At 42.7% G+C, this 18574-nt stretch carries 17 protein-coding genes and 1 other annotated feature; of the genes, 11 read left to right on the top strand and 6 right to left on the bottom strand.

Annotation, left to right across the window (positions count from 1 at the left end):
• Window positions 1–39: 39 nt before the first annotated feature.
• Together AEQ18_RS04215 and celB are read left to right on the top strand one after the other, a co-directional pair.
• Window positions 40–1419 carry a glycoside hydrolase family 1 protein gene (locus AEQ18_RS04215; RefSeq protein ID WP_054115117.1) on the top strand — a complete coding sequence of 460 codons (1380 nt, stop codon included), beginning with the start codon at window positions 40–42 and terminating at the stop codon, window positions 1417–1419.
• 23 nt (window positions 1420–1442) lie between these two features.
• Complete coding sequence (celB, locus tag AEQ18_RS04210; RefSeq protein WP_054115116.1) at window positions 1443–2789, top strand: PTS cellobiose transporter subunit IIC; 1347 nt, start codon at window positions 1443–1445, stop codon at window positions 2787–2789.
• Between the two features lie 23 nt (window positions 2790–2812).
• On the opposite strand, the gene AEQ18_RS04205 is transcribed toward celB, so the two are convergent.
• The 5 genes from AEQ18_RS04205 to mvk all read right to left on the bottom strand — a co-directional run bounded on the left by AEQ18_RS04205 (window position 2813) and on the right by mvk (window position 8973).
• Window positions 2813–4723, bottom strand: coding sequence for a heavy metal translocating P-type ATPase (locus tag AEQ18_RS04205; protein ID WP_054115115.1), 1911 nt, complete (start codon window positions 4721–4723; stop codon window positions 2813–2815).
• A gap of 190 nt (window positions 4724–4913) precedes the next feature.
• Entirely contained in the window at window positions 4914–5954 is a 1041-nt protein-coding gene (gene fni, locus AEQ18_RS04200) for a type 2 isopentenyl-diphosphate Delta-isomerase (RefSeq protein WP_054115114.1), read from the bottom strand.
• Complete coding sequence (locus AEQ18_RS04195) at window positions 5951–7033, bottom strand: phosphomevalonate kinase (protein WP_054115113.1); 1083 nt, start codon at window positions 7031–7033, stop codon at window positions 5951–5953. Before AEQ18_RS04195 ends, fni begins: the two co-directional genes overlap by 4 nt.
• Window positions 7034–7043: 10 nt before the next feature.
• The gene (gene mvaD, locus AEQ18_RS04190; RefSeq protein ID WP_054115112.1) at window positions 7044–8048 is read right to left on the bottom strand and encodes a diphosphomevalonate decarboxylase; all 1005 of its coding nucleotides are present in this window, start codon (window positions 8046–8048) and stop codon (window positions 7044–7046) included.
• Window positions 8041–8973: a mevalonate kinase gene (mvk, locus tag AEQ18_RS04185; RefSeq protein ID WP_054115111.1), complete on the bottom strand. Its 933-nt coding sequence runs from the start codon at window positions 8971–8973 to the stop codon at window positions 8041–8043. The genes mvaD and mvk overlap by 8 nt, the downstream gene beginning before the upstream one ends.
• Window positions 8974–9274: 301 nt before the next feature.
• On the opposite strand from mvk, the gene AEQ18_RS04180 reads away from it, so the two are divergent.
• Window positions 9275–9916 carry a deoxynucleoside kinase gene (locus AEQ18_RS04180; protein WP_082348597.1) on the top strand — a complete coding sequence of 214 codons (642 nt, stop codon included), beginning with the start codon at window positions 9275–9277 and terminating at the stop codon, window positions 9914–9916.
• Between the two features lie 85 nt (window positions 9917–10001).
• Entirely contained in the window at window positions 10002–10907 is a 906-nt protein-coding gene (locus AEQ18_RS04175) for a magnesium transporter CorA family protein (RefSeq protein ID WP_054115109.1), read from the top strand.
• Here AEQ18_RS04175 and AEQ18_RS04170 read toward each other — a convergent pair.
• Window positions 10904–11536, bottom strand: a complete 633-nt coding sequence (locus tag AEQ18_RS04170; protein WP_054115108.1) for a pentapeptide repeat-containing protein — start codon at window positions 11534–11536, stop codon at window positions 10904–10906. The genes AEQ18_RS04175 and AEQ18_RS04170 overlap by 4 nt on opposite strands.
• Before the next feature lie 336 nt (window positions 11537–11872).
• On the opposite strand from AEQ18_RS04170, the gene nox reads away from it, so the two are divergent.
• From nox to AEQ18_RS04135, 7 genes are all read left to right on the top strand, one after another.
• Window positions 11873–13207, top strand: coding sequence for a H2O-forming NADH oxidase (nox, locus tag AEQ18_RS04165; RefSeq protein WP_054115107.1), 1335 nt, complete (start codon window positions 11873–11875; stop codon window positions 13205–13207).
• 87 nt (window positions 13208–13294) lie between these two features.
• Window positions 13295–13418, top strand: a sequence feature (ribosomal protein L20 leader region).
• A 48-nt stretch (window positions 13419–13466) separates the two neighbouring features.
• Window positions 13467–13988: a translation initiation factor IF-3 gene (gene infC, locus AEQ18_RS04160; protein WP_054115106.1), complete on the top strand. Its 522-nt coding sequence runs from the start codon at window positions 13467–13469 to the stop codon at window positions 13986–13988.
• Between the two features lie 60 nt (window positions 13989–14048).
• Complete coding sequence (gene rpmI / locus AEQ18_RS04155; RefSeq protein ID WP_003128650.1) at window positions 14049–14249, top strand: 50S ribosomal protein L35; 201 nt, start codon at window positions 14049–14051, stop codon at window positions 14247–14249.
• A 62-nt stretch (window positions 14250–14311) separates the two neighbouring features.
• A complete protein-coding gene (gene rplT, locus AEQ18_RS04150; protein ID WP_054115105.1) occupies window positions 14312–14671 on the top strand; it encodes a 50S ribosomal protein L20 in 360 nt (119 codons plus the stop codon).
• Window positions 14672–14997: 326 nt separating this feature from the next.
• Window positions 14998–15981 carry an Abi family protein gene (locus tag AEQ18_RS04145; protein WP_054115104.1) on the top strand — a complete coding sequence of 328 codons (984 nt, stop codon included), beginning with the start codon at window positions 14998–15000 and terminating at the stop codon, window positions 15979–15981.
• 354 nt (window positions 15982–16335) lie between these two features.
• Window positions 16336–17769, top strand: a complete 1434-nt coding sequence (locus tag AEQ18_RS04140; RefSeq protein WP_054115103.1) for a right-handed parallel beta-helix repeat-containing protein — start codon at window positions 16336–16338, stop codon at window positions 17767–17769.
• A 203-nt stretch (window positions 17770–17972) separates the two neighbouring features.
• Entirely contained in the window at window positions 17973–18563 is a 591-nt protein-coding gene (locus AEQ18_RS04135; protein WP_054115102.1) for an MptD family putative ECF transporter S component, read from the top strand.
• Window positions 18564–18574 lie beyond the last annotated feature (11 nt).

The raw sequence follows: 18574 nt of genomic DNA, 5'->3' as shown, positions 1-18574 counted from the left end.
GTAAGAAAGCGCTTTACTAAAAAGAGATAGGAGAACGATATGACAGAAAGATTTCCAAAAGATTTTTTATGGGGGGCATCGATTTCTGCCCATCAAACAGAAGGTGCCTATGCAACTGATGGGAAGGGACTTAGTGTCCAAGATACCCGTCCCCGAGATAACCATGAGATTGCTGACTTTACCGTAGCAGTTGACCATTATCATCACTACAAAGAAGATATTGCATTGCTCGCTGAAATGGGGATCAAGATCTTTCGTTTTTCGATTGCTTGGACACGGATCTTTCCCAATGGCCGTGGGACCATCAATCAACAAGGGCTCGATCACTATAGTGATGTGATCGATGAACTGCTGAAGTATGATATCCAGCCATATATCACTTTGAGCCATTTTGATTTGCCGCAAGCCTTAGAAGATGAAGGTGGTTGGACGAATCGAGAAACAGTGACAGCCTTCAAAGAATATGCAGAAACGTTGTTTACAGCATACGGTGATCGTGTGACCCATTGGTTAACGATCAATGAACCCAATATCATGCTGTTGGTAGATCGCAAGATTTTAGGCAAAGAGATTCCTTTGCAGGAAAAATATCAGCAATTCCATCATTTGATGATGGCTGAAAAACATGCCTTTGACCGATGTCATGCATTGGTTCCTGACGGAAAAATTGGCCCAGTGCCGAATATTTCATTGGTCTATCCGGCAACGAGTAAACCAGAAGACAATCAAGCCGCCCTATATTTCAATAGTGTCCGTAATTGGGCTTATCTAGATTTTGCGTGTTTTGGTCGTTACAATGCTGTTTTCAAGGATTATCTTCAACAAAATCAGATTGCTGTCACGTTTGCGCCTGAAGATGAAGTACTGATGAAAACAGCTTTGCCTGATTTTGTGGCGATGAACTTTTATACGACAGTGACTGTAGAACAACCGACAACAACTGGGGATATGAAAAATGGCATCAGCGATCAGCAAAGTGAAGATATCATGGAACGTGGATTTTATAAAGGGTTCACCAATACGTATTTAAAAAAGAATGCCTTTAATTGGACGATTGATCCGTTAGGGTTGAAAACCACGCTGCAGACGCTATATGACCGCTATCATTTGCCTATTATCATAACTGAAAATGGTTTAGGTGCGGAGGATCAATTAACAGCGGACGAAAAAATCCATGATGATTATCGTATCGACTATTTGGCACAGCATACAGCGCAATGCTTGGCAGCGATCAATGCTGGCGTAGAACTGATTGGTTATAGTCCTTGGTCGGCAATCGATTTGATCAGCGTCCATGAAGGGATCAAAAAGCGCTACGGGTTTATTTATGTCGATCGGACAGATGATGACGAGAAGGCACAAAAACGGTATCGGAAAGATAGTTTTTATTGGTATCAAACATTAATCAAAGAAGGGTGAGCCCTTGGTTGGAGGAGTAAAAAATGAATAGTGTCTTTGGTTTTTTAGAAACACGCCTGATGCCGCCTTTGAATAAAGTGGCGAATCTGCGCTTTATCCGGGCGATCATGCAAGCCGGTATTATTACGGTGCCATTTACGATCGTGGGTTCTATCTTTTTGATTATCAATAATCTGCCCCAGATCATCCCACCGTTAGCTGGTTTTTTTGAAGGAACGATTTTGAAATTTTCCCCTTTGTATACGGTGGCGACAACGATGTCGATTGGCTCGATTGCGGTCTTTTATTGCTTGGCAACGGGCTATTACTTGACTGAGATCTATCGTAAAGAGGATAAGCTGGGTGTCAGCAGCTTTGTCGGGGCGATCCTGGGCTTGTACGCGTTCTTGATGACGATCATTCAAGTGGATATCACAGACGGGGCAGCGCAATTGCTTCAAACTGAAAGTGATACAGCCATTGTGTATAATGGTATCGCTGTTGGCGGTTGGATCACGCGTTTCAGCGGCGTTGGGATTTTTATCGGTATCATTACCGCTGTTTTGGCAACAACCGTCTATCGCTTGTGTGTCAAACATAATATCACGATCCAAATGCCTGAGGGGGTGCCGGATGGTGTCAGCAAGGCATTTGCTTCATTGATCCCGGCAATCTTGATTGCCTTTTTGATGGTGATCATCAATGGCGTCTTAGCTTTGTTCCATACGGATCTGCATGGCTTGCTTTCAAAACCGTTTGAATTTGTGAAAGATTTGACGGGGTCATGGTTAGGGATCATGGTGATCATGTTGCTGATCCATCTATTATGGGCAGTCGGTGTTCATGGAACGGCAGTGATCAAAAATAGTTTTATCAACCCGATTTTATTGGTTGCCTTGACGGAAAACATTGATGGCGCAAACAATATTTTTGCGGGGGATTTCGTGAATATGTATATTTTTATTGGCGGAGCTGGCAGTACATTGGGCTTGGTTTTACTAATGCTCTTTGTCGCCAAATCGCAGCAATTGAAAGTATTGGGGAAAGCAGCCATTTTACCAGGATTATTTAATATCAATGAACCGGTGATCTTCGGGGCACCGATCGTCTATAACCCATACTTGATCATCCCATTTATTGTGACGCCCATGATTACGGCATCCATTGCGTACTTTGCGTCATCCGTTGGCTTTGTCAGCAAAATCATCACAGGTATCCCTTGGATCTCTCCCCTTGGTATTGGGGCTTTCTTAGGTACTGGCGGCGATTTTCGCGCCGTATTGATCGCGTTGATCAATTTGGGTGTATCGATTGTCTGTTATTACCCTTTCTTCAAAATGTATGATGGCAAATTGTTTGCTGAGCAAGAAGGGCTTAAACAAAGTAAATAAAAGAAATGCAGCACATCCGTTTTTTAGATGTGCTGCATTTTTTGATACAAGACGCAATCATCACAGTGAGGGGTCGGCAGATGCTGCTCTTTTTTGAGGGGAATCAAGAGCCGCAAGCCATTGAGGATCACTAGGATCGTACTGCCTTCATGACCAATCACACCGAGGGGCAGTGACAAGAAACGTAAGAAGTTCGAGGCGATCAATAGAAGGATCACGCCAATGGAAAAAAGAATGTTCTGTTTGATGATCCGCTGTAATTTAAGGGCTAAACGATGACAGTCGACTAAACGCAACAGATCATTTTTCATCAACACGATATCAGCGACATCCATGGCCACATCTGTTCCTTCTCCCATAGCGATACCCAGACTAGCGGTGGCAAGTGCAGGGGCATCATTGATGCCATCGCCAATCATGGCATTGACTTGATACCGCGCTTTCAATGTCTTGATGGCCGTCGTTTTTTCATCGGGCAGACAGTCACTGAGATAGTCATCTATGCCGATTTCTGCGGCCACACGTTGGGCAGTGCCTTGATGATCGCCTGTCAGCATGGTTGTGTGGACACCTAGTTTACGAAAATAACGGATGCATGCTTGGGCATCTGTCCGAGGTTGATCTAATAATGCCAAATAGCCAACAAGTTGCCCATCTCGGTTGATATAGATCATCGTTTTTCCTTGGGCTTTTAGTTGATCCAGTTGCGCCGTTTGCTGCGGGGATAAATCGGCTGTAATGGCTTCTTTGCCTATTTGCCAATGGTGGTCTTGAACGTCTGCAGTCAATCCAACTCCTGCGTGTTCATTCACTTTCATTGGTAATGGCTCCGTGTCGGCGTAAAACTTTTTGATTGCTTCTGCTAAGGGATGCGCAGATTGGGACTCCATGCCTACGATCAAACGAGGCAGATCGGGGATGTCCTCAAAAAAAGCAACATCTGAAACAACAGGTTGACCATTGGTCAAAGTGCCAGTTTTATCAAAAGCGATCGCCTTCATGTGGGCGAAAGTATCTAATGCTTGCCCACCTTTGCAAAGGACACCGATCCGGGCAGCGTGGGAGATTGCGGCCAGCGTTGCGGGTGTAGCTGAAGCCACCAATGCACAAGGCGAGGCAACAACGAGTAATACCATACCGCGATAAAAACTTTCTTGAAATCCCCAATCCGTATATAACGTGCTCAAGATGATCATCAATGGCACCATACCCATGACGATGGGCACATAAATCTTTTCGATTTTTTCAATGAGTGTAGCGGTTTGGCTAGGGAGTTGCTGGGCTTCTTCGACAAGTTGAATGATCTTGGCAAAACGTGTCTGTTCACTCGTGTGGGTGACAGTGATCAATAACGGCTGCCCTAAATTGATCGTTCCACCATAGACTGTATCTCCTTGTTGCTTATCTACGGGCAATGATTCACCGCTGAGGGCTGCTTCATCGACAGTGCTGATACCATGGATGATTTGTCCATCAATAGGAATAGCAGTGCCTTTGGCTACCATGATCGTATCATGCACAGCCAATTCTTCGACGGCTACTTCTTTCAGTTGCCCATCTGACAGCACACGCTGTGCAGTGGTAGGTTTCAAAGCCATCAAGGAACTGATTTCACGGGTGCTTTTGTTGGTGGTATATTCTTCCAGTGCACCACTCAGGCAAAAAATAAAAGTCAGCATGGCACCTTCGAACCAGTGACCAATGGTACAGGCACCAATTGCAGCTAACGCCATCAACAAATCAACATTGAGTGATTTATCTGTCCACAACTCCTCGATCCCTGCCCATGTTTGTTTCCAACCACCGGCAAGGATCGCCAATCCATAGGCCGCTTCACTGAAAGGCAAGGCAAGATAGGATAAAGTAGCGCCTACAATCATGAGAATAAGGCAAATTAGGGTAGATATCATGGCTGAACTGGTTGATTTAAGCATCAGAACGCCTCCTTCTTTTTTTGAGCACTGTCTGCTTTATCTTCAGCATAGCATATTGGGCATTTTGATTGTAAAAAAATAGGCTACTTGATAATGAAAGTGATTATCAAAGCTATCGTTGGCTGAAAGGCCAGAAAAAAGAACGTCTGACTCAAGGAGAATCAGACGTTCTTCGTAAAGATAGGATGGATCAACGGAAACTATAAGTGGTTAAAGGAATACGTCTTGCTTCGCACCAGTCTTTGACAGGTCCGCTAAGTACCAAAGGCACATTCGTCAAGTCACTGGTCTGGGACTGCCCAACCATGGCATAAAGCAAGGTCAATTCTGCTTGCCAAGATTGAATGGTGGCAATCGTTTCCTCTTTGCCTTTGGTCAATAGAAGGTTCAGGATCGTACCAGATAAACCAACGCTTTTGGCGCCGAGGCAAAGGGCTTTGAAAATATCGAAGGCATCTCGTATCCCTCCCGACGCGATGCGAGTGAAAGTTTGATTGACTTCATTGGCTTCCAACAATGCAATCACCGTGGATTGACCAAAATGATCGAGATAAGCCATTTCGCGCTTTTTGCGACGGGCATTTTCGATTTGCGTAAAACTTGTACCGCCACTGCCTGCAACATCAATGGTTTCAACGCCAATATCCAGCAACTGCTGAATGGTTTCCCGCGACATGCCGAAACCGACTTCTTTCACGATCACAGGGACATTGACCTGGGCAACAGTTCTTTCTAATAAGGTCAACCATTGGCGGAAGTCACGATCCCCTTCAGGCATGACCAATTCTTGGGGGGCATTCAGGTGGATCTGCAAGGCATCAGCTTGAAACAAATCAATTGCCCGCTGCGCATTCTCAACAGGGCTGCCAGCACCGATATTGGCAAGCAAAAAGCCAGTGGGAAAAGTCTCTCTGACGACGGTGAATGTATCAGAAACAGATGAATCTTTCAGCGCCGCTGATACAGAGCCTGTCGCCATCATCAAGTCGCACGCTTGAGCAATCTCCGCCAAATCGCGATTGATCTCTTTGGTTTTTGGACTGCCGCCAGTCATGGCGTTGATAAAAAAAGGGCTGGTGAAGGAGCGGTCGAATAATGTGGTTGCGATGGTCACTTGGTCAACATCTACTCCCGGAAAGGAATGATGGACAAGCTGAACCGCATCAAAGTCATTGCTGCGATCTTTGTGAAACGCTTTGGCTAAAGATACGTGTTCATCTTTTCGATTCATACTTGATCCTCCCGATAGTGGTAGACATGTAATGGCAACGGTATGATAGCCGCTTTTTCCCAGGCGCTCATCAAAGGCAAAATCCCCGTTTTTTGATCGACGATCACGATCCCGCAGTCACCACCGCCGGCACCAGAAGACTTGGCTGCACCGCGATAGGTTTCTGCTAAGTCGCATAGTTTTTTGAGGGCGGGGGTTTCGATCAACACACCAGTCAGGGCAGATAATCCCACCAATAACTTGCGGTTTTCAGTGATCATTTTTTTGATTGTTCGGCTATCTTCATTCAAGAAGCCATCGATCAACCGATTGACACAAGATTTGCTGGCATTGAGAAAATCAGCATAGGCAGTTTCCTTGGCTTCTTTTGATTGATACACTTGATCGACTAAATCAGAAGTAGAAGCGGGAGAGCCTGTCCAACCAATCAGCAATCGCAATGTTTTCGGAACGGTGAGCGGGCGAATCGACAATCCTGGCCAGTCCGCTGCCAACAAATCAGTCAGCGAGCGTTGTTTCTGTTGCGTCAAGACCCAGTCATGGTCAAAGGTCGAAAATGCCAACCAGCCGCCATAACATGAGGCCGCGATGTCACCGCAAGAGCCATTGCCTTGTATCGCTAAATGAGCCAAAGCGGCAATTTTGAATTGTGTCAATCGATCCATGTTCAACTGATAAAACAAGTTCAATGCTTTGACGGTGGCCACCGTCACTGCACCACTAGAACCTAGACCATATTTCCGGCCATTGGAATTATCCAATTCACTGGTCACTTTTAAATCATAAAAGGACAAAGTAGTCCCTTTTTCTCGTGCGTACTTTTCTGTTAAGCGAATAGCGGCCAAAATATAATGGAAAGGATTGTCACGGTGATCTAAAACAAGTTCTCCTTTGCGTCTGGTCCAACGGATAGGCAAGTCACTATATTGAGCAGATTGGATACTGCCGTTTTTCTTGGCTTGCTCGATCGTGATATTGATAAATTGGTCAACGGCTACGATAATCGCGGGGTGACCAGGCTCAACCACCGCATATTCACCTGCAATAAATAATTTTCCCGGGACAGATAGTTCAATCATGTCGACACTCCTATTTGCTCATTTTTGGTACGTCATTCTCTAAGGGTAATGCAGTCAGTCCAGAACCAGCGTGCGCCAATACCAGCTGTTCTGGTGTGAAGTTGGCTTGCAATGCGTCTAAAATCGCTTGTTCGTCTCGCTTTTGGCACAGGACTTTGACATTTGGTCCGGCATCCATCGTAAAGTAACAAGGCAGACCTTGTTGGCGTATGTGTCGGACGCAATCCATCGCTCGCAGCGATTCTGGTGACCAGTATGTGAAAGGCGGCTGGGCAGCTAAGGTCGTCCCATGCATTTTCAACGCATTGGCCTCGGTGACAGCGCCCAAAGCAGCAAAATCTTTGTCAGCAATCGCTTGTTTGATCGTCACCAAGTCTTTTGCTGCAGCGGTCAGCCAACCATCATAAAAACTAGATGTTTCCACCGTCCGGCGCATCCCATCGCGGCTGGAGACTTCCTTTTCTTGGTCATTGATCAAGATGAAAATCATGCTCAAGTCATTTTCCCAATCATCTGATGCTACTTGCAAAGCGTAAGAGGTGTCATCTGTTCCTTGCTGCCACTCAGCAAAGCCGCCATATATACTGCGGCAGGCGGATCCAGATCCTTTCCGTGCCAAACGGGATAGTTCCTCCACTGAAAGCTGCATGTTCAAAGCCTCGTTACAAGCGCCTGCTAAAGCAGCTAACCCACTTGCAGAAGAGGCCAAACCAGCAGCTGTCGGCACGAAGTTGCGGCTGTCGATGGAGGCATAGAGCGGACAGTCTGCTTCGGAACGGATCATATCTAAGAATGCGCTGATTTTTTTGGTAGCTGCTGCAGATTGTTCTATGCCATCTAAGAAAAATCGGTCCTCTGCGAAGTCTTCTGCAAACGTGATAGATGTTTCTGTATAAAACGCATCTAACGTGAGAGACAGACTATTGTTCATCGGTAAAATCAGTGCTTCATCTTTTTTGCCCCAATACTTGATCAACGCGATATTCGTATAGGCACGTGCTTTCCCTTTATACATGTTCATAAACTCCTAATCCTTGTATCCAAGTCGCACGGGCGCCTTCGGACAATAAAATATGGCTGATCGTTTCAGCCTTTTCTCTGGTATCGGTCAAGACGATCAAACAACCGCCGCGACCGCCACCGGTCAATTTGGCACCATAGGCACCCTGCTGTCTTGCAGTGGCGACTAAATGATCCAGGCGATCATTGCTGACGCCCAATTGTTGCAACGCCTGATGGGCATGATCCATAGCCTGACCTAGGGCAGTTAGCTGATTGTTGATCACAGCTTGCTTGGCTGCCTTTGTTTCCTGTCCCAACTGCTGGATCGCTTGACGAGCTACCGTGGGTTCTGTATCGAAAAGATGTGCCACACTTTTGACTGCTTCACGGGTCTGTCCTTTGATTCCGGTATCTGCGACCAATAAGTAGCCATCGATCGTTAAGGGGAAAGAAGTGATTGGCTGACCTTTGATAAAATAGATCGCATCATGTCCGCTGGCTGCGGCTGCATCGATGCCGCTCGGATTGCCATGGGCGATTTTCTCAGAAAAATCAACATAGACCATCAATTCTTCTTTGGTATACGCATGATCGATCCAATCAAAAAAAGCCCGGGTCAAAGCAACTGCTACTGCTGCACTCGAGCCCATTCCTCGTTCAGAAGGGATGGTGCTGACGATCGTCGTTTGAAACGGCGCCGTCTGAAAATCCTGCTGCAACCGCAGTAACAATGTTTTGACATTCTTCATATGTGGAGGGGCATCCGATAACGAACCATGAAAATAGCTTGAAATCAATGTATTGGTTGTACTATCGATGATTTCGACTTGGACTTTTGCCCCCGAAAAAGGGAAGGCAATCGCTGGTTCTCCATAGACAACAGCATGTTCCCCCATCAAGATGATTTTACCCGTAGCTATGCCACTACCGACTGACATGTTTTTCCTCATTTCTTTAGGGAGCGTAGCCCACCTATGTCTTTTTTAACTATCATTATCGTAAAAAACGACTGACAAAAATTAAATTGAATGAAAGATCCTTTCCTATTCTACTAGAAGATGACTGATTCGTTAAGCATTCCGACAGAGATTTGCAAAAAAAGCAAAAATCTTTAAACTTTTATTGAAAAAAAACTTGATGTATGCTTCATTAATTTTAGTTGACGGTACAAGATATAGTGTTGTATAGTTGATATCGCAAAAGAAACATACAATATTTAGTGTAAGTGAGTTGGGGGATATGAGCGTGATCGTATTAGCAGGAACGATTGGTGCCGGCAAATCAAGTTTAACAGCATTGATTGCCAATCATTTAGGCAGTGAAGCCTTTTATGAATCGATCGATGACAATGAAGTGCTGCCATTATTTTATGCAGATCCAAACAAATATGCGTTTTTACTGCAAATATATTTTTTGAATAAACGATTTGATAGTATCAAGAAAGCCATGACAGACGACAACAATGTGCTGGATCGTTCGATTTACGAAGATTCATTATTGTTCCATTTAAATGCTGATTTGGGACGAGCAACTGATACAGAAGTTAAAGTCTATGACGAATTATTGGCCAACATGTTGGAAGAATTACCCTATGCGGCCTACAAAAAACATCCTGATCTATTGGTACATATCCGAGTATCTTTTGACACGATGCTAGAACGGATCCAAAAACGCGGCCGGGAGTACGAGCAGTTGACCTTCGATCCAACATTGTACGATTATTATGAAGAATTGAATAAGCGCTATGATCAATGGTATGCGGACTATAACGAGAGTCCCAAAATTCAAATCGACGGCGATCGTTTCAATTTTGTCGAAGATCCGGAAGCTGCACAAGCCGTGTTGACCATGGTAGAAGACGCATTGAAAGGCGTACGCTAATTGATCGATTGACCCAAAGACCGCTTATAAGTGGGCTTTGGGCTTTTTTTCTTTTATAATAGAAAGGAAGACTGGAGGGAACGCTTTGGAAAAGAAACATTTATTCAATGATGGCAACTACGAATGGATCCAAGTGGACCAACAAGATGCCGCGAGTATTACTGCTTTACAAAAAGAATACCACTTGTCAGATGAGATGCTGACCTATTCATTGGACAAAAATGAACGCGCACGGGTGGAATATGATACGGATGAAGCTGCCTTGTTGGTGGTGTACAATGTCCCGCAGCAAGACAAACGGGACAATCACTTTGAAACAAGTCCGATAACCTTTATTTTGAAAAAACAGCAATTGTTTACCTTCTCTTCACAGCATACACAATATGTGATTCCAATGATGGAGCGTCTGATCATGCAATCACCGATGCAAACACCCATCCACTTTTTGTTTCAAAGTCTATTTTTGATATCAGGGACGTTCTTCCCGCTGGTAGAAGAAGTCAATAGTGACCGTATTCGACTCAATCAAAGACTACGCGAAAAAACAACGAACAAGAATCTATTGCAGATGTCCGACTTAGAAGTGGGGCTTGTCTTTTTGGTGTCTGCTTCCAAACAAAATGCAGTATTGTTGGAACAAATCAAAGCCCTGTCGATATACCGCTTGATGGATGCTGACGAAAAAGAGCAACTGGATGATGCACTGATCGAAGCCAAGCAAGCGGTGGAAATGACGCAGCTGGCTTTTCAGATTTTGGAACAGCTGTCAGGCACTTACAACAACTTGTTGAACAATAACTTGAACGATACCATGAAATTTTTGACAGTTTGGTCCTTGTTGTTGACCGTACCGTCGATCGTCACTAGCTTCTTCGGCATGAACGTACCTTTGCCCTTTACCAATTCTGTATTTGGCTGGGGGATCGCTTTGCTGATCAGTTTGGTGCTGTCGATTTGGATGCTAGTAGCCCTTTGGCGGCGCATTCGCTAATCGATGACTAAGCCCAAACCTGCGGCAATGATCAAGGCTTGTTCTTGATCAACGACAAGTCCTTTCAGCTGCGCCATAGAAAGGGCGATTTTCTCAAAGCGATTGCTTCTGAAATCTAATGATGCCAATTTTGTATGGAACCAATTGCTGTTATTCAGCTGGTTTTCCTTTAGGGTCAGGTGCTTCCAATCGACTTCTGTAAATTCACTATCGTTGCACTGACAATGATCGATCAGCATGGTGCGTATATTGGTATTGCTGAAGGAAGAGAAGTTGGCGGTGCAATCGATAAAGGTACAATCGCGAAAGTAACTGTCCGCAAAATTGGTGCCAGTCAATTTGCATTGCTTAAAGACCACCCGATGAAAACTAGCGCCGTAACATTCAAGATTCGAAAAATCACACTGCTCAAACACGACATGTTGACATTCCCATTGTTCAAGTCGGGTTTTTTGCAGGGTGATTTTTTTGAGTTGGCATTGCTTTAAAAGCAAATTTTTGCACGTGTCATAACTGCAATCAGCGTCCTCAAGAAGCGCCCCTTCGAATATTTTTTCCTCTTCAAGATAAAAATCATCTGAAATGAGTGTCGGAAGCGATGGAGGGAGGGGTAGATTTTTTTTAGTCATAGAATGTTCCTTTCCTACTTTTTTTTCTAGTATACCATGAGGGGTGATTTGCGGGATGTATTCTTGCTGAATCTTTGTTTGAGATTGTGAAATTTATTCAATGGCAGTCAGGAATGCTTTTAAATTGGTCGAAACCGAGCATAAAATTTATTCTAAAATTCACAATCTTGTCTTCGGACGAGATTGTCGGGTCTATTTATCCATCAGTTTCATGCAATAAAGAGGGGGGAGTCTTGCGAAAACTGTCAATTTTTTTGAAAAACCCGAAAAAGTTGATAGTAGTTCTTTTCACAATCTAGCTATAATGACAATGTAAACAAAAGGAGGAAATTTTCCATGACAAAAACAGTCATCATCGGTGCGAACCATGCAGGGATCGCAGCCGCTAATACATTATTAGACAATTATCAAGATCAAGAAGTAGTTATGATCGATCGAAATACCAATTTGAGCTACCTAGGTTGTGGGACTGCTTTATGGGTTGGTCGTCAAATCGACTCATATGAAGGATTATTTTATACCAAACGCGAAGACTTTGAAGCCAAAGGTGCTAAAATCTACATGGAAACAATTGTTGACCATATCGATTTTGCTAAAAAAGAAGTTCACGCTGTGACACAATCTGGTGAAGAAGTCGTTGAATCTTACGATAAAGTTGTGATTGCAACAGGTTCTGTACCAATCTCACCTAAAGTACCTGGTCGTGACTTGAAGAACATCCATTTCTTGAAAAAATTCCAAGATGGTCAAACTGTGGATAAAGAATTGGCTTCAGATGAAGTCAAAAACGTAGCAGTCATCGGTGCTGGTTACATCGGTGTAGAGATTGCGGAAGCAGCAAAACGCCGCGGCAAAAATGTTCTATTGTTTGATGCAGCAACACGTGCATTGCCAAACTACTATGACAAATGGTTCACTGACGATATGGATGTCAACCTAGCAGACAATGGCATTGAATTGCATTTCGGCGAATTGGCGCGTGAATACAAAGGAACAGATAAAGTAGAAGCAGTTGTCACTGACAGTGGTGAATACCCAGTTGATTTAGTCATCAACGCGATCGGTTTCTTGCCAAACAACGAATTAGGCAAAGATCACTTAGAATTGTTTGCGAACGGGGCATACCTAGTAGACCGTCACCAACAAACAAGTGATGCGGACGTATATGCAGTGGGTGACTGTGCGACAGTTTACTCAAATGCTTTACAACAAACAACTTATATTGCATTGGCAACCAATGCGGTTCGGTCAGGAATCGTTGCTGCCCATAACATTGGCGGCACTTCATTAGAATCAACAGGCGTTCAAGGTTCAAACGGTATTTCAATTTTCGGTTATAACATGGTTTCAACTGGTTTATCTGTGGAAGCAGCTGAACGCAACGGGTTGAAAGTGAAATATTCAGATTATGAAGATACACAAAAACCAGGCTTCATGAAAGAAAATGCGACAGTGAAGATCCGGATCGTTTATGAAGAAGACTCTCGTCGCGTCGTAGGGGCACAAATGGCATCACGCACATCTGAAATTGCGATGGGTATCCACATGTTCTCATTGGCGATCGAAGAAGGCGTGACCATCGACAAGATGAAATTACTAGACATTTTCTTCTTACCGCATTTCAACCAACCATACAACTACATTACAATGGCTGCATTGAAAGCTGAATAATCTTAAGAGCCGAGGTGAAGTGCCTCGGTTTTTTTGTGTAAAAACATTGACAAGTGGTGTGGAAGACTGTATACTATAAGAGTTGAGAAATAAAAGTAGAAGCACCCGCTTCTCGCCTGAGTGATGATCTTGCTGGGCAGAATAGGATTCCAATCATTTATTTGTATGGAATACGTGCGGGTTCGTGAAGAACTCGTTTTTTTTATTGTCTGATTTCGAATCGACAAGCTTTTCTTTCTCTCAAAAAACTCGGAGGTGAATGACCATAGCAAAGGATATGATGGTAAACGACGGCATTCGTGCACGTGAATTGCGTTTGATTGATCAAAACGGCGAACAACTTGGTGTAAAGAGTAAAGCTGAAGCATTACAAATTGCAGAACGAGCAAACCTTGACGTGGTATTGGTGGCACCAAATGCAAAACCGCCAGTAGCAAGAATTATGGATTACGGAAAATACCGTTTCGAGCAACAAAAGAAAGACCGCGAAGCGCGTAAGAAACAAAAAGTAATCAGTATCAAAGAGGTTCGTTTAAGTCCAACGATCGATGTGAATGATTTCAACACAAAATTGCGTAATGCACGTAAATTCCTTGAAAAAGGTGATAAAGTGAAAGCTTCTATCCGTTTCAAAGGCCGTGCCATTACCCATAAAGAAATTGGTCAGAAAGTGTTGGATCGTTTAGCTGAGGAAACAACTGATTTGGCAACCGTTGAGCAAAAGCCCAAAATGGACGGCCGCAGTATGTTCTTAGTATTAGCACCAAAAAACGATAAATAATGACTCACTGAGTTTCAGTTTAAAGTCAGATAACGAAAGATTTTGAGGAGGAAATTAGTTATGCCAAAACAAAAAACACACCGCGGATTAGCAAAACGCGTCAAACGTACTGGCGGCGGCGGATTGAAACGCTTCCGTGCATTTACTAGTCACCGTTTCCACGGCAAAACAAAAAAACAACGTCGTCAATTGCGTAAAGCTTCAATGGTTTCAGCTGGCGATTACAAACGTATCCGTCAACAATTAGCACGCATGAAATAATTGCGTCACCAGTCTTTACGTCAACAAATAATGAGTGATTTTCAAATTAGGAGGAATTATACATGGCACGTGTTAAAGGTGGAACAGTAACTCGTAAACGTCGTAAAAAAGTGCTTAAATTAGCAAAAGGTTACTACGGTTCTAAACACACTTTATTTAAAACAGCAAAAGAACAAGTAATGAAATCATACAGTTACGCATATCGCGATCGTCGTCAAAAGAAACGCGACTTCCGTAAATTATGGATCGCGCGTATCAACGCAGCGGCTCGTATGAATGGCTTAAGCTACTCAAAATTGATGCACGGCTTGAAATTAGCTGAAATCGACATCAACCGCAAAATGTTAGCTGACTTGGCTGTAAACGATGCAACAGCATTTACTGCATTGGCTGACCAAGCAAAAGACGCTTTAAACAAATAATCAATCGTTGGTAACAACGTTAACCCCCGCTCATTGAGCGGGGGTTTTTGTTTTAAAAATGGTGATTTCCCCATTTTTAAAATATTCATCTTACTATTTATTATCTTTCTAAGCCCTCGTATCGCTAAATAATGATCTATTTCAATTCATGCAGTATGGATGGATATAATAAAAACTGTTCACTTTTAGCGTATGTTTTCTTAAAGCATAAAATTTTCAATTAAGGAAAGGCATTAGAATGAACAAGTCAATTTGCACGTTAAAGAAGGAAAGATTGCGACTATAATTTTTGTAGACATTAGTATGTAAGGAAGTTGGGGTGAAGAATGAAAAAAGGAAAGAGTACAGATGGTTTAATGAGACATATTCGCAATTCTCATGGCATAGATATCAACGGAACTACGGAAAAGCAAGACCTTTTAAATATGGGGTATTATCATGGATACAAAGCAAGTAGGTATATTAAGCGGAGTTCAAATTTGCAAAATTATCATACTTTTCAAGAAGTAAAAGCTATTTATGATTTTGATATTGAAGTGAAAACAATATTTTATCCTTTGCTCATGAGGATAGAAACCTCTTTAAAGAATCGCTTGATTGATTTTTTGGTTAAAAATAATGAATCCGATTTAGAAAGTATTTATCAAAAGAAATTAAATGATTATGAAGCAAAGTCTGTAGGCAGTAAGGATTTTAAAAAATATTTGAATAAGAAGTTAGAATTAAGAAATAAGATAGATAGTACTATTGCGTATAACTATTCTAAAGCCCATCCATGTATTCAGCACTTTTTTCACAGTAGTAAGCCACTTCCTCTATGGGCATACTTTGAAGTAACAACTATGGGAGAGTTTGGTAATTTTATCTCATGTATGGATGTTTCATATAGAATTCAGTTTACGGAAATATTGAATATGCATCACACTGGTTTTAATCAAAATGGAAGAATGCTGGAGAATATTATTTTCAGTTTAACTGGACTAAGAAACGCAACCATGCATAATTCTATGATTTTTGATTGCAGATTTAATAATAGAAATTTTTCTTCTCAATTTATTCGCTTTTTAGAAAGTGCAACTGGGATCAAACCTATTGATTTTGAAAGTATAGTAGACTTTTTAGTATTACTCATATTTTTAATGAAAATACAGTATACAACAAAAACAGAGTTGAAGCGTATTGTATCAAATTTTGATAAAAAAAGAGAACACCTGTATCTATCTATTCCAATGCATGCTTATAGTGAAATATTGGGTACTGATGCTAGAAGAAAAATAGCAGGATTACAAACCTATATTGCAATTGGATAATATAATTTTCTTTACTCTTTAAATGCCTCATGGTACTATTGGTTCATTAAATAGCGGTGTATTACTTCGGTTTGCACTTGAAAAAGTCGGATGCGTCTGGCTTTTTTTGTGCCCACAACGAAGTAAATCTTATTTAACTTTTTTAGCTGACCAAGCAAAAGACGCTTTAAACAAATAATCAATGTCCTCACTTCAGATGAAGTGAGGTTTTTTGTTTATGAAATTATCTGCCACACCGCGTTCTAGTTAGGAAAGTCCACTGAATCAATCAATAAGCAAAGCTATAGACAATGATCTCTGCTACAATAAGAGGCATCACACAAAAAAAACTATGCATTGTGCCATGGAGGGAAAATGAAAAATAATTTAGTCAAGGGCATTGTTATACTGACGATAGGCATCAGTATGGTTGGTTTTGCTTTCCTTTACGGTCGTGGAATGCAGCCAAATGCCGTACCGGGAGATATATCCGTGGCTGATTTCGAGGAGCTCGATGTCAAAAATACACGAGATGTTTATGTAGATCAAACGAGTCAAAATGACGGGGATGGCTCATTTGCGGCGCCGTACCAAACCATCCGTGCAGCTTTAGCCGCTGCCCAGCCTGGCGATGCCATCACCGTCAGGGGTGGGACATATCATGAACAATTGACTTTTGATCGTTCGGGAACGGCAGAAGCGTGGCTGACACTGACCAACTACCAAGATGAGGTTGTGACCATCGATGGCGGTGCCGTAATGCTTACAGATGATATGGAAGGATTGGTAAATATCAATGACCAGTCTTATATCCACATTTCAGGATTGTCTTTCAGCAATTTGACTTCTGATAATGATCAAGTCCCGGTGGGCATATTGATCACAGGAGCGAGCCATCATCTGAACATCTCGGACTGTGACGTCTCTAAGATCAGTACGACCAATCGCAATGTAGAAGCTGCCAATGCGCATGGTATCGCAGTTTATGGAACCGATAAAGATCACCCGATCCACGACTTGGTCATTGCTAATTGCCGTGTTTTTGAAAATCGGTTGGGTTTGAGCGAAGCTGTTGTCTTAAATGGCCATGTTGAGGAATTCTTGATTAGTCAAAATGAGGTCTATCAAAATGATAATATAGGCATTGATTTTATCGGGTTTGAAGGAACTGCCGCGGAAAACGATCGTGTGCGTAAAGGTATTTGCATAGGAAACCGTGTATGGCAAAATTCAACCAAAGAGAATCCGTCTTATATGGAAGCTTCCGCAGCTGGCATTTATGTCGATGGTGGGCAAGATATCGTGATCGAAGGCAATACAGTCTATGCTTGTGATATTGGCATTGAAGCTGCTAGTGAACATAAGGGCAAAACGACCAAGCAGATCACCATTCGCAACAACTTGGTCTACCGGTGTCAAGCCATTGCGGGGATTGCATTTGGGGGATACGATGCCTCTCGAGGGCGTGCAGAAGATATTGTGATCACGAATAATACGTTGGTAGACAATGCTGTCCATGTGTTGGTTCAATACCATGCACAGACCAACAGCAATCAGGTATTGAACAATATTTTTTATCAAGGACAAGTATTTGATGGCGATTTGACCCATATCGTTACAGCGCATAATTATACTGGTTCACCATTATTCGTAGATGAGGACAAAGATGATTTTCGATTACAAGCAAACTCCGAAGCCATTGGTGCAGCACAAGTCAATGCTTGGGTAGGCGACAAAGATTTTGCAGGGAATCCACGGGTTGTAGCGGATCAAATCGATGTCGGTGCCTATCAATCTTCCGCTTATTGATCAATCATGCATGCCGTAAAAAGAGTGAGAAGAGGATGAAAAAGCAATCGCAAGGAGCGGCGTGCCTCCTTGCGAGCATATTTCATCTGTTTGTGGTGCCATTTATGCTATACTCAAACTTTGTAACAAAGAATTTGCGTAAGGGACAGAGTGAGGCAAATGGTTGTATATCCTCTCTGTTCAACAAAAGGAGCGTATCAACAGTGAAGAAGTTAAAGGTACAAGATTTGATTGCAATTGGGATTTATACGGCTATTTACTTTCTATTGATGAGTGTCTGTTTATTGATCTTAAGATTCGTGATCCCTGGTTTTCATAATTTATTTATTCCTGCAGTATCGGCATTATTTTCGGGTGTGATTTATCTTATTTTATTGAACAAAGTACCAAAATTTGGCGCTATCACCATTATGGGTACCGTTGTCGGGCTCTTTTTTTTGATTTCAGGCCACTTTCCATTGGCATTTTTACCCAATATGCTGTGCGCACTTGCTGCAGACTTGATTCTCTATCGTACAAAATTGGCGGCACAAGTCAAGGTGATGGTCAGTTATATTGTGTTTAGTTTTGGCTTGATGGGACCGATTTTGCCGTTATGGCTGATGAAGAATGCTTATATAGATTCTTTGATTGCCCGAGGAAAAGATGAGGCCTACATCAATGGAGTCTTTGCTCATACGACGACGGCGATGTTTGTGTTCTGTGCAGTGGCTGTTTTGATAGGCGCCATTGTGGGATTATTTATAGGCAGCCGGTTATATGACAAGCATTTTCGCCCTGCCGATCAAGAATAAAAAGGATGACT

The sequence above is a fragment of the Enterococcus sp. RIT-PI-f genome (assembly GCF_001297065.1).
GTDB lineage: Bacteria > Bacillota > Bacilli > Lactobacillales > Enterococcaceae > Enterococcus_D.
Note: the sequence above shows the minus strand (reverse complement) of the source record. Positions and strands in the feature narration are given on the sequence as shown.